This window comes from Kitasatospora sp. MBT63, from assembly GCF_000710465.2.
GTDB lineage: Bacteria > Actinomycetota > Actinomycetes > Streptomycetales > Streptomycetaceae > Kitasatospora.
Genome location: NZ_JAIZ01000071.1, coordinates 3,126 through 15,521, shown reverse-complemented (window position 1 = coordinate 15,521; position 12,396 = coordinate 3,126). Strand labels below are relative to the sequence as shown.

General features: G+C 74.2%; 9 protein-coding genes. 7 read left to right on the top strand and 2 right to left on the bottom strand.

Annotation, left to right across the window (positions count from 1 at the left end; translation table 11 throughout):
• The 5 genes from AA75_RS05010 to AA75_RS04990 all read left to right on the top strand — a co-directional run.
• Nucleotides 1–2,952, top strand: a 2,952-nt coding sequence (locus tag AA75_RS05010) for a polysaccharide lyase family 8 super-sandwich domain-containing protein (RefSeq protein ID WP_063794278.1), incomplete at its 5' end; no start/stop codon positions are given.
• 176 nt (nt 2,953–3,128) lie between these two features.
• Nucleotides 3,129–3,536 carry a YciI family protein gene (locus tag AA75_RS05005; protein WP_033818520.1) on the top strand — a complete coding sequence of 136 codons (408 nt, stop codon included), beginning with the start codon at nt 3,129–3,131 and terminating at the stop codon, nt 3,534–3,536.
• Nucleotides 3,537–3,544: 8 nt separating this feature from the next.
• Nucleotides 3,545–4,690 carry an RNA polymerase sigma factor gene (locus AA75_RS05000; protein WP_033818519.1) on the top strand — a complete coding sequence of 382 codons (1,146 nt, stop codon included), beginning with the start codon at nt 3,545–3,547 and terminating at the stop codon, nt 4,688–4,690.
• Between the two features lie 90 nt (nt 4,691–4,780).
• Nucleotides 4,781–5,539: a YqjF family protein gene (locus tag AA75_RS04995; RefSeq protein ID WP_149037951.1), complete on the top strand. Its 759-nt coding sequence runs from the start codon at nt 4,781–4,783 to the stop codon at nt 5,537–5,539.
• A gap of 79 nt (nt 5,540–5,618) precedes the next feature.
• Nucleotides 5,619–6,719 (top strand): calcium:proton antiporter, encoded by a 1,101-nt coding sequence (locus AA75_RS04990; RefSeq protein WP_033818517.1) that lies wholly within the window; start codon nt 5,619–5,621, stop codon nt 6,717–6,719.
• Between the two features lie 29 nt (nt 6,720–6,748).
• Here the strand turns inward: AA75_RS04990 and glmS are convergent, their stop codons facing one another.
• Both glmS and AA75_RS04980 read right to left on the bottom strand, forming a co-directional pair.
• Complete coding sequence (gene glmS, locus AA75_RS04985) at nt 6,749–8,572, bottom strand: glutamine--fructose-6-phosphate transaminase (isomerizing) (protein ID WP_033818516.1); 1,824 nt, start codon at nt 8,570–8,572, stop codon at nt 6,749–6,751.
• Between the two features lie 83 nt (nt 8,573–8,655).
• Nucleotides 8,656–8,931 carry a hypothetical protein gene (locus tag AA75_RS04980; RefSeq protein WP_033818515.1) on the bottom strand — a complete coding sequence of 92 codons (276 nt, stop codon included), beginning with the start codon at nt 8,929–8,931 and terminating at the stop codon, nt 8,656–8,658.
• A 163-nt stretch (nt 8,932–9,094) separates the two neighbouring features.
• On the opposite strand from AA75_RS04980, the gene asnB reads away from it, so the two are divergent.
• Both asnB and AA75_RS04970 read left to right on the top strand, forming a co-directional pair.
• Nucleotides 9,095–10,954, top strand: coding sequence for an asparagine synthase (glutamine-hydrolyzing) (gene asnB, locus AA75_RS04975; protein ID WP_033818514.1), 1,860 nt, complete (start codon nt 9,095–9,097; stop codon nt 10,952–10,954).
• A 168-nt stretch (nt 10,955–11,122) separates the two neighbouring features.
• On the top strand, nt 11,123–12,241 hold the full coding sequence (locus tag AA75_RS04970) for a hypothetical protein (RefSeq protein WP_033818513.1): 1,119 nt from the start codon (nt 11,123–11,125) through the stop codon (nt 12,239–12,241).
• Nucleotides 12,242–12,396: the final 155 nt, after the last annotated feature.

The following is a 12,396-nucleotide window of genomic DNA, read 5'->3' as shown; positions in this document are numbered from 1 at the left end:
CCCGGCGCCGCGCCCGCGCTGACCCGTCGCCGGCTGCTGCGGGCCGGGGGCACCGCCGCGGTGGCCCTGACCGGGTCCTGGGCGGCCGCCCGCGCCTTCGATCCCGGCACCGAGGGCACCACCGACGCGGCCGCCGACAACCCCGGCGACCCCTACGACACGCTGCGGCAGCGCTGGCGCGAGCTGCTCACCGGCACCGGTTTCGACGCCACCGCCGCGCCCTACGACCGGACCCTCACCGCCCTCGGCACCCGGGCCGCCGCCGCGCTGGACACCATGGCACCGGCCGCCGGCACGCTCTGGCCCGACCTCCCGCTCGGCACCGCCTCCGCCAACATCACCGCCGGCTACGTCCGGCTCCGCACCCTGGCGCTGGCCTGGGCGCAGCCCGGCACCGGGCACACCGGCGACCCGGCGCTCGCCGCCGCCGTGGCCACCGGCCTCGACCACCTGCACACCCACGCCTTCACCCCCACCGCGACCGCGTACGGGAACTGGTGGGACTGGCAGATCGGCGCCCCGCAGGCCCTGCTCGACACCGTGGTCCTGCTCCACGACCGCCTGACGGCCGAGCAGGTCGCCGCCTACTGCGCCGCCGTCGACCGGTCCGTCCCGGACGACAAGGTGGCCGTCTACGCGGAGACCAGCACCGGCGCCAACCGGGTCGACCTGTGCCGGGTACTGGCCGTGCGCGGTGTGCTGGGCCGCAGTGCGGCCAAGCTCGCCACCGCCTCCGCCGCGCTGTCGCCGGTCTTCCCGTACGTGCTGGCCGGGGACGGCCTGTACGCGGACGGTTCGTTCGTGCAGCACACCTCGGTGCCGTACACCGGCTCGTACGGCGAGGTGCTGCTGGGCGGGCTGAGCAGGCTGCTGGGGCTGCTGGCGGGTTCGCCCTGGGAGGTGACGGACCCGCTGCGGCAGAACGTCTTCGACGCGGTGACCCGCGCGTACGCGCCGTTCGTGTTCAACGGGCTGGCCATGGACGCGGTCGCCGGGCGGGCGGTCAGCCGGGGCTCGCAGAGCTCGGACCAGCGCCACCTCCAGCAGGACGACCACACCCGTGGGCACGCGCTGATGAGCCACATCCTGCGCCTCGCGGACTCGGGCGCGGCCCCGGCCGGACAGTCGGCCGGCTGGCGGGCGATGGTGAAGGGCTGGATCGCCCGGGACGGGTACCGTCCGTACCTGGCCGACGGCTATGTCGACGTGCCCGAACTCGCCCGGGCCGAGCGCCTGTTGGCCGACCGGTCGATGACCGGCTCGCCGGAGCCGGCCGGGGCGGTGGTGTTCGGGATGGACCGCGCGGTGGTCCGCCGGGCCGGCTGGGCGGCCTCGCTGAGCCTGTGCTCGGCCCGTACCTCGTTCTACGAGACCGGGAACGGCGAGCACCTGCGCGGCTGGCACAGCAACAGCGGGATGCTCTCCTGGTGGGGTTCCTCCTTCGGCAACGGCCAGTACTCGGACGCCTTCTGGCCCACCGTGGACCCGTACCGGCTGCCCGGCACCACCGTCTCCGCCAAGCGCCTGGCGGACGCCGAGGGCGGGGCCTGGGGCGAGGCCCGGCCCGACTCGCTGTGGGCGGGCGGCGCCTGCGACGGCACGTACGCGGCCGTCGGGCAGGACCTGCGCGGGCTGTCCTCCACCCTGCGCGGCCGCGCGTCGTGGTTCCTGCTGGACGATGCGGTGGTCTGCCTGGGGGCCGGGATCTCCTGCGCCGACGGGGCCGCGGTGCGGACCGTGGTCGACAACCGCAATCTCGGCGCCGCCGGGACCCCCGCGCTGACCGTGGACGGCGTGGCGCAGCCCGGCACGCCCGGGCGCGGTGACCGCTTCCCGGCGGCGCGCTGGATGGCGCTGGCCGGGGCCGGCGCCTACCTGTTCCCGGACGGCGCCGCGGTGGACGCGCTGCGCGAGGCCCGGACCGGCAGCTGGCACGACATCAACGGCGGCGGCGCCACCGATCCGCTCACCCGGCACTATCTGACGCTGTGGATCGACCACGGCACCGACCCGGCCGGGGCGGGCTACCACTACCAGCTGATGCCGGGCGCGGACGCCGCCGCGGCGGCCGCCCGGTCGGCCGCGCCGACCGTCACCGTGCTCGCCAACTCGGCCTCGGTGCAGGCCGTTTCGGATTCCACCTCGGGCGTGACGGCGGCCAACTTCTTCGCCGCCGGGACGGCCGGTCCGATCACCGTGTCGGCGCCGTCCTCGGTGCTGCTGCGGGAGCGGGACGGGACGCTGACGGTGACCGTCTGCGACCCGTCCAGGACCGCCGCCACCGTCCACGTCACCGTCGCCCGGTCCGGCTGGCGCAGCGCCGAGCCGGGGCCGGGGGTGAGCGTGCTCGGGCTCGGCGAGGCCGTGACCCTGCTGGTCGAGACCGGCGGCGCGCAGGGTGCCTCCCGGACCGTCACGCTGCGCACGGCCGGCTCCGCCGCACCGCCGGCCCGGGTGGCGCTGGTCCCCGCGGCGCGGGACGCGTACCTGCGGGACGGCCCGTACGGCGACAGCAACTACGGCACCGCCACCACCCTGACCGTGAAGAGCACCGGCACCCCCGGCAGCGGCTTCGACCGGCGGGCGCTGTTCGGCTTCGACGTGCCGGCCCTCGCGGGCGAGGTGCGGCGGGCGGTGCTCTGGGTGCACGGCGCGGTCGCGGACACCGACGGGACGCAGACCGCGCTGCAGTGCTTCGCGGCCTCCGGCGGCTGGACGGAGACGGCCGTCACCTGGAACCGCTCCCCGGCCCTCGGCCCGGCGCTCGGCAGCGGCGCGATCTCCACCACCGCCGACTGGATCGGCCTGGACGTGACCGCGGCCGTCGCGGGCGTCCCGGGCCCGCTCTCGCTGGCGCTGTGGCAGCCGTCCGGCCGCCCCGGGCTCGCCGTCGACCTGGACGGCCGGGAACACCCGGCCTTCGCGCCGTTCCTGCAGCTCGTCACCGACTGACCCGCCGCCCCCGGCCACCCCGGCGGGCCGGTCGGTGGCACGCTCCGGCATCCCGGCGAAGGCTGCGGCATCCCGGCCGAGAAAATTCCGGCGGGTGTGTCGAGAACCCGGGACCGGCTCCGTCCCAGTGGTGAACGCGACCACAATGGGTCGCATCAGCACCGAGGAGAGACACCATGGCCAAGTACCTGCTGCTCAAGCACTACCGCGGCGCCCCGGCCCCGGCCAACGACGTCCCGATGGACCGGTGGACCCCGCAGGAGATCTCGGCGCACGTCCAGTACATGCACGACTTCGCGGCCCGCCTCGAGAAGAGCGGCGAGTTCGTCGACGCCCAGGGACTCGCGCCCGAGGGCACCTGGGTCCGCTACGACGGCGAGGGCCGCCCGCCGGTGACCGACGGCCCGTTCGCCGAGACCAAGGACCTCATCGCCGGCTGGATGGTGATCGACGTGGACAGCCACGAACGCGCCGTCGAGCTGGCCGGGGAGCTGTCGGCCGCCCCGGGCGCGGGCGGCGAGCCGATCCACGAGTGGCTCGAGCTGCGCCCGTTCCTGGCCGCGCCGCCCACCATCACGGACTGACCCCGTCGATGGACGAGGCACTGCTGCGCGGCCTCACGCCGGGCGTCCTCGGCATCCTCGTCCGCCGCGGAGCCGATTTCGCGGCGGCCGAGGACGCCGTCCAGGACGCCCTGCTCGAGGCCGTCCGGGTCTGGCCCGACGACCCCCCGCGGGACCCGAAGGGCTGGCTGGTCACCGTCGCCTGGCGCCGGTTCCTCGACGCGACGCGGGCGGACACCGCCCGCCGCCGCCGGGAGGACCGCCTCGACGAGGAGCCGCCGCCCGGGCCGGCGCCCGCCCTGGACGACACGCTCCGGCTCTACTTCCTGTGCGCCCACCCGTCACTGACCCCGTCGTCGGCGGTCGCGCTCACACTGCGCGCCGTCGGCGGGCTGACCACACGCCAGATCGCCCGCGCCTACCTGGTGCCCGAGGCGACCATGGCGCAGCGGATCAGCCGGGCCAAGCGCACGGTGGCCGGCGTGCGGTTCGACCGGCCGGGCGACGTCGCCACCGTGCTGCGCGTCCTCTACCTGGTCTTCAACGAGGGCTACTCGGGCGACGTCGACCTCGCCGCCGAGGCCGTCCGGCTCACCCGGCAGCTGGCGGACGCGATCGACCACCCCGAGGTGGCGGGACTGCTCGCGCTGATGCTGCTCCACCACGCCCGGCGGGCCGCCCGGACCGCGCCGGACGGCGCTCTGGTGCCGCTCGCCGAGCAGGACCGCGGCCGATGGGACACCCGGGCGATCGGCGAGGGCATCGCCGTCCTGCAGGCGGCGCTCGCACGCGACCGGCTGGGCGAGTTCCAGGCCCAGGCAGCCATCGCGGCCCTGCACGCGGACGCGCCGACCGCCGAGGAGACCGACTGGGTGCAGATCGTCGAGTGGTACGACGAACTCGTCCGGCTGACCGGCAGCCCCGTCGTCCGGCTGAACCGGGCGGTGGCCGTCGGGGAGGCGGACGGCCCGCGCGCGGGCCTCAGGGCGCTCGCGGCGCTGGACGACACGCTGCCCCGCCACACCGCGGTGGCGGCGTACCTGCACGAGCGCGACGGCGACCTGGCGACCGCGGCACGGCTGTACGCGGAGGCGGCCCATCACGCACCCGACCTCGCCGAGCGCGACCACCTGACCCGGCAGGCCGCCCGGCTCAACGCCCGGCTGCGCCGATGACGGCCGCTCCCGCCCGGGCGGGGCGGCACCGGCCGTTCCCGCCGGGCCCGGGCCGGCCGGGGCGGCGCAGCCGGGCGTAGGATCGCGGCCGTGGCCATCCAGCCCGCTCCTCCGGAGCCCGTCACGCCCGGGCCGCCGCGCGCGGTCGGCGCCACGCTGCTCACCCAGTCCTGGCTCGATCTGACCTTCCTGCACTGGGAGGTGGAGCCGGAGCGGGTCGCCCCGCTGCTGCCGGCCGGGGCCCGGCCGGACACCGTGGACGGGGTGAGCCACGTCGGGCTGGTCGCGTTCCGGATGCACCGGATCGGCTGGTTCGGCCTGCCCGGGCTGCCGTACCTGGGGAGCTTCCCGGAGACCAACGTCCGGCTGTACTCGGTGGACCGGCACGGGCGGCGCGGGGTGGTGTTCCGTTCGCTGGAGGCGTCCCGGCTGGTCCCGGTGCTGGCGGCGAGGGCCGGCTTCCGGCTGCCGTACGTGTGGGCACGGATGGCGGTCCGGCACGAGGGCGACACGGTCACGTACACCAGTTCGCGGCGCTGGCCGGGGCCGCGGGGGGCGCGCAGCCGGATCACCGTCGAGGTCGGGCCCGAGCTGGCGGAGCCGAGCGCGCTGGAGCACTTCCTGACCGCCCGCTGGGGGCTGCACAGCTCGTTCGCGGGCCGCCCGCTGTACCTGCCGAACGTCCATCCGCGCTGGCCGCTGCACCGGGCCCGGCTGCTCGGCCTGGACGAGGACCTGATCGCGGCGGCCGGTCTGCCCGGGGTCGGCGGCGAGCCGTGCAGCGTGCTGTACTCGCCGGGCGTTCCGGTGCGCTTCGGTCTCCCCTCGCGGGCCCCGGGCTCCGGCTGACGGTGCGTCCGTCCGGCGCCGCCGCTCAGGCGGGTGTCACTTCCCGGCCGGGGCGCGCCGGTCTGCCAAGCTCGACGGCATGATCACTCGGATCCGCCCGCTCGCCGCGCAGTGGACCACCGTGGTGCCGGTGCTGGCCCTCGTCCTGCTGCTGCTGACCTGGAAGCGTTCGCTGCCGGGCCCGGTGGTGGCGGTGGTGGCCTGTTTCCTGGCCGGGGCGGTGCTCGCGGCGGTCCACCACGCCGAGGTGATCGCGCACCGGGTCGGTGAGCCGTTCGGGTCGCTGGTGCTGGCCGTCGCGGTGACCGTGATCGAGGTCGCCCTGATCGTCACGCTGATGGCCGACGGCGGCGACAAGAGCGCGGGGCTCGCCCGGGACACCGTCTTCGCCGCCGTGATGATCACCTGCAACGGGATCCTCGGGCTGTGCATCCTGGTCGGCGCGCTCAAGCACCGGGTCGCGGTCTTCAACTCCGAGGGCACCGGCGCCGCCTTCGCCACCATCGCGACCCTGGCCACCATGAGCCTGGTGCTGCCGACCTTCACCACCAGCACCCCGGGCCCGCAGTTCAACCCGACCCAGCTGGTCTACGCGGCGAGCGCCTCGATCGTGCTGTACGGCCTGTTCGTCGCCACCCTGACGGTCCGCCACCGCGAGTACTTCCTGCCGGTCACCCCGGCCGGCGACCTGCTCGACCCGGACGACCACGGCGACCGCCCTACGCAGCGCACCACCCTCGCCGCGGCGGCCCTGCTCGCGGTCGCGCTGACCTCGGTGGTCGGCCTCGCCAAGGGCGTCTCCCCCACCATCGAACGGGGGGTGGCGGCCGCGGGCCTGCCGGCCGCCGTGGTCGGGGTGGTGATCGCCCTGCTGGTGCTGCTCCCGGAGACCATCGCCGCGGTACGGGCCGCCTCCCGCGGCCAGGTGCAGACCAGCCTCAACCTGGCGCTCGGCTCGGCCCTGGCCAGCATCGGCCTGACCATCCCGGCCGTCGCGGTCGCCTCCGCCTGGCTGTCCGGCCCGCTGCTGCTGGGCCTCGGGGCCACCCACATGGTGCTGCTCGCGCTGACCGTCGCCGTCGGCACCCTGACCGTCATCCCCCGGCGGGCGACACCGCTGCAGGGCGGCGTCCACCTGGCGATCCTGGCCGCGTACCTGGTGCTCGCCGTCAGCCCGTGACGGCGAGCACCGGGGCACAACGGCGCGGACTACTCGACGGTGACGCTCTTGGCCAGGTTGCGCGGCTTGTCGACGTCCCGGCCGAGCGCCAGCGCCGCGTAGTAGGCGAGCAGCTGGAGCGGGATGTTGAGCAGCAGCGGGTCGAGCTCGGGCTCGCTCTTGGGCACCACCAGGCAGTGGTCGATCAGCTTGGCCTCGGGGGTGCGGTGGGCGATGGCGAGGATCCGGCCGGAGCGGGCCTTGATCTCGCCGAGGGTGGTGAGGTTCTTGTCCAGCAGCTCGTCGTCGGGCACCAGGGCGACGGTGGGCAGCTCGGGGCTGATCAGCGCGAGCGGGCCGTGCTTGAGCTCGCTGGCGGGGTACGCCTCGGCGTGGACGTAGGAGATCTCCTTGAGCTTCTGTGCGCCTTCCCGGGCGACCGGGTAGCCGCGGGTGCGGCCGATGAACATCATCCCGGCGTTGTCGGCGTACGCGGCGGCCAGCTCGGCGATCTGCTCCTCCTGCTTGAGGATCTCCCGGATGTGGTCCGGGAGGGCCTTGAGCCCGGCGACGATGCGCCGGCCGTCGGCCGGGGAGAGGTCGTGGATCCGGCCGAAGTGCAGGGCCAGCAGCGCGAAGGCGATCACGGTGGAGGTGAACGCCTTGGTGGAGGCGACCGAGATCTCCGGACCGGCGTGCAGGTAGATGCCGCCGTCGCACTCGCGGGCGATGGCGCTGCCGACGGTGTTGACGACGCCGAGGACGCGGCCGCCCTTGCGCTTGATCTCCTGGACGGCGGCGAGCGTGTCGTAGGTCTCGCCGGACTGGCTGACCGCGACGTACAGGGTGTCGGCCTCGATCACCGGGTTGCGGTAGCGGAACTCGGAGGCGGGCTCGCTGTGGGCGGGGATCCGGGCCAGCTCCTCGATCAGCTGGGCGCCCATCTCACCGGCGTAGTAGGCGGAGCCGCAGCCGAGGATCTTGACCCGGCGGATCTCGCGCAGCTCGCGGGCGTCCAGGTTGAGGCCGCCGAGGTGGGCGGTGGCGAAGCGCTCGTCGAGGCGGCCGCTGAGGGTGCGCTCGACGGCGGCGGGCTGCTCGTGGATCTCCTTGAGCAGGTAGTGCTGGTAGCCGGCGGTGTCGTAGGAGGCGACCTCCCAGTCCACGGTGGACGGCTGGCGGGTGACGGTGCGGGCGTCCTCGGTGAAGGTGCGGAAGCCGTCGGCGCGGACGGTGGCGAGCTCGCCGTCCTCCAGGTGGACGACCTGGCGGGTGTAGCGGACCAGCGCGGCGACGTCGGAGGCGACGAACATCTCCTTCTCGCCGAGGCCGAGCACGATCGGGCTGCCGTTGCGGGCGACCACGATCCGGTCGGGCTGCCGGGCGTCGAGCACGGCGATGCCGTAGGTGCCGACGATCTGGCCGAGCGCGGCGCGCACCGCGTCCTCCAGCTCGACGCCCTCGCCGCTGTGCGCGGCGACCAGGTGGGCGAGCACCTCGGTGTCGGTCTCGGAGGTGAAGACCACGCCGTCGGCGGCGAGCAGGGCGCGCAGCTGGTCGGCGTTCTCGATGATGCCGTTGTGGACGACGGCGATCCGCTCGCTGACGTCGGTGTGCGGGTGCGCGTTGGCGTCGCTGGGCACGCCGTGGGTGGCCCAGCGGGTGTGGCCGATGCCGGTGGTGCCCTTGAAGCGGGCGGGTACGGCGGCGGCGAGGTCGGCGACCCGGCCCTTGACCTTGCAGACCTTGAGCCCGTTCTTGGCGGCGACCGCGACACCGGCCGAGTCGTAGCCGCGGTACTCCAGCCGCTGCAGGCCCTCCAGCAGGAAGGCGGTGGCGTCCTTCGGGCCGATGTAGGCCACAATTCCGCACATTTCGGGCTCCTAGGGTTCTGCTCGACTGCGTCGATGCTCGGATGCAGTGGGACGGGTGGGACGGGCGGGACCGGCCGGAGGGCTCAGCCGTAGACGATGCGGCGCAGCTGCCGGGCGGACAGCTCGGGTGCCGCGACCCGGCGGACGGCGAGTTCGGCGCCGACCCGGGTGAAGATCTGGTCGTTGGTCAGCCCGCGCGCCTGCAGCTCCCCGTGGCGGCGGCGGACGTACTCCTCGACGGGTTCGGAGAAGTAGGCCAGCACCTCCGCGACCACCCTGGCGGCCTCGCCGGGCCCCAGCGGGGTGATCCGGGTGAGGTGCGCGAGGAGGTCTTCATGGGGGTGGGGCGAGGCGGACACGAGTAGGGAGCCTAGGCGCCGATCCGGCGTTCACCAAGAATCCTGCCCGAAATCGGGCAGATCTTCAGACATTCAGCAGCTGCACACCCCATTGATCTGTTCACCCACCCGGCGTAACGTCACTTTCCGTACACATCAAATTACCGTCAGGGGATGTGCTGATATGTGCGGGATCACCGGCTGGGTGGCCTTCGACCGTGACCTGACCACCGACACCACGGCCCGCGCCGTCCTGGACGCGATGACCGCGACCATGGCCTGCCGGGGCCCGGACGCCGGCGGGGTCCACCTGACGCCGCACGCCGCGCTCGGCCACCGCAGGCTCGCGGTGATCGACATCGAGGGCGGCACCCAGCCGATGACCGCCGAGCAGGACGGCCGCACCCTCGCCGTCCTGACCTACAGCGGCGAGGTGTACAACCACCGCGAGCTGCGCGCCGAACTCGAGGGCGCCGGCCACCGCTTCCGCACCCGCAGCGACACCGAGGTGGTGCTGCGCGCCTACCTCCAGTGGGGCGAGCACTGCGCCGAACGGCTGAACGGCATGTACGCCTTCGCCCTGTGGGACCCCCGCGCCGAGGAACTGCTGCTGGTCCGCGACCGGATGGGCGTCAAACCGCTGTACTTCCACCGCACCCCCGACGGCGTCCTGTTCGGCTCCGAGCTCAAGGCACTGCTCGCCCACCCCCAGGTCCGGCCCGAGGTCGACCTGGACGGCCTGCGCGAACTGGTCGCCTTCACCAAGACCCCCGGCCACGCCGTCTACCGCGGCATGCGGGAGGTCCTGCCCGGCCACGTGGTGCACGTCCGCCGCGAGGGCCTGACCACCCGCCGGTACTGGTCCCTGGAGGCCCACGAGCACACCGACGACCTGCCCACCACCATCGCGACCGTCCGCGAGCTGCTCACCGACATCGTCCGCCGCCAGCTGATCGCGGACGTCCCGCTGTGCTCGCTGCTCTCCGGCGGCCTCGACTCCAGCGCCGTCACCGCGCTGGCCGCCGCCGCCCTGCGGGAGTCCGGCGCCGGACCGGTCCGCTCCTTCGCCGTCGACTACACCGGCCAGAGCGAGAACTTCCGGGCCGAACCGCTGCGCGCCACCCCCGACGGCCCGTACGCCCGGATGGTCGCCGACCACGTGGGCGCCGACCACCGGGTGGTGGAGCTGGACAGCGCCGCCCTGACCGCCGAACGCACCAGGTCCGAGACGCTGCGCGCGTGGGACTTCCCGATCGGCTTCGGCGACGTGAACACCTCCCTGCTGCTGCTGTTCCGCGCCATCCGGGAGCACTCCACGGTCGCGCTGTCCGGAGAGTCCGCCGACGAGCTCTTCGGCGGCTACCAGTGGTTCCACGTCCCCGAGGTGGTCGCCGCCCCCGCCTTCCCCTGGATCGCCGCGCTCGACGTCCTGAACGGCTCCGGCAGCCTCGGCCCCACCGCACTGCTCTCCCCCGACCTGCTGAAGGCCCTCGACCTGGCCACCTACCGGGCCGACGGCTACCGGCAGGCCCTCGCCGAGGTCGAGCACCTGCCCGGCGCCGACCGGACCGAGCGCCGGATGCGGGAGATCTCGTACCTGCACCTGACCCGCTTCGTCCGGCTGCTGCTGGACCGCAAGGACCGGCTGTCGATGGCCAGCGGCCTGGAGGTCCGGGTGCCGTTCTGCGACCACCGCCTGGTCGAGTACGTCTTCAACGCGCCCTGGTCGATGAAGACCTTCGACGGACGGGAGAAGAGCCTGCTGCGGGCCGCCGTCCGCGACCTGCTGCCGGCGGCGGTGGCCGACCGGGTCAAGAGCCCGTACCCGGCCACCCAGGACCCCCGCTACCCGCTCGCCCTCAGGCAGGGCCTCGCCGCCCTGTCCGACGACGCCGGCGCACCCGTGTTCGGCCTGCTCGACCCGAAGGCGGTCACCGACGCCCTGCGGCCCGGAACCGACCCGCAGGCCAACCGGCAGGGCACCGAACTGGCCCTCGACCTCGACGCCTGGCTGAGGAAGTACCATGTGGCGCTGATGTTGTGAGACGGTGTGCGCGGGGTACCGGGGGACGGGACCGCGCCGACCCGGACGGCCGTTGGGCCGTTGGGCCGAAACCATCCCGAATGGCCGCCCAGCAGCCGCGGTTCTCGGCCCGGGGCGGCCAGGATGGGAGCGCCCGCCGTCCGCGTCCGACCACCGGGGGACCCTGCCATGCACCCGCGAGTATTCGCGATCATCACCGCCGTCCTGCTCGGCGCGCTCGGGCTCGGCGCGGTGGCGCTCACCGACTGGAACCCCTCGGCCCTGCCGGTGGCCTCGGTCGCCGGCCCCGCCCAGGCGGGCGGCAACCCGGCCACCGGCGCGGGCGCGCCGCCCGCGTCCGCGGCCCCCACCGGCGACCCGGCGGTCTGGACCCGCAGCACGCTGCGCAACAAGCTGATGGCCGAGATGGAGGCCACCGACCCCGGCGTGGCCCTGGCCGACCTCGACAAGATCAGCAAGGACAAGCCGTACACCGTGCGGTTCTGCCACCCGATCGCGCACGAGCTCGGCCACGCGGCGGTGCTGCGCTACCAGCAGGACTTCCAGAAGGTCATCTCCTTCCCGCACGAGACCTGCGCGGCCGGCTACCTGCACGGCGCCGTCGAGGAGATGCTGGCCAACTCCAAGACCCCCGAGCAGGACATCCTCACCCTCTGCGCGCCCAAGAACACCGGCCCCTGCATCCACGGCATCGGCCACGGCATCATGTTCGTCACCAAGCAGGACATCCCGGCCGCCCGCGCGCTGTGCAACAAGTTCCCCACCGACACCCGCCGGATCACCTGCTCCGAGGGCGTCTTCATGCAGCTCTTCGCCCCCGACGAGGAGGACGAGAAGGCCAAGGCCAACCTCCCGGCCGACCAGCTCGCCAAGGAACCCCTCTACCCCTGCCCGGAACAGCCCGCCCTGTTCCAGTCGGCCTGCTTCTTCTACGCGCCGACCTTCTACCTCAGCTCGCACGACTACGCCAACCACCCCGAGGCCTTCGCGGACGCCCTCAAGTGGTGCCTGAACGCCAAGGCCAGCGGCGGCGCCAACGACTGCAGCCGCGGCGTCGGCTCCCGCACCATGAAGTACAACCTGGACCGCGAGGACTGGGCCGCCAACCAGTGCGCCACCGCCGCCGACGCCTGGCAGCGGCAGGCCTGCGCCCAGGGCCTGGTCAGCTACTACACCGTCAACTACACCGACGCCGGCGCGGCCGGCCGGCTCTGCGCGAAGATCACCAACAAGGAGATCGCCGGCTACTGCCGCACCGCCGGCGGGCTGCCCAACACCCTTGATTAGGGCTCGGCTCGCCGCCGGGCGCTCTCGATCCGACGCCGACACTCGGCGGGCACTGCGGCCCCTCCTCCGTCGGGGCCTTGGCCCTTCTCGCTTTCGGCGTCGGCGCGCCCTTTGGCTCGCTCGCGGGGTGTGGGCCGGCGATCGAGAGCGGGTGC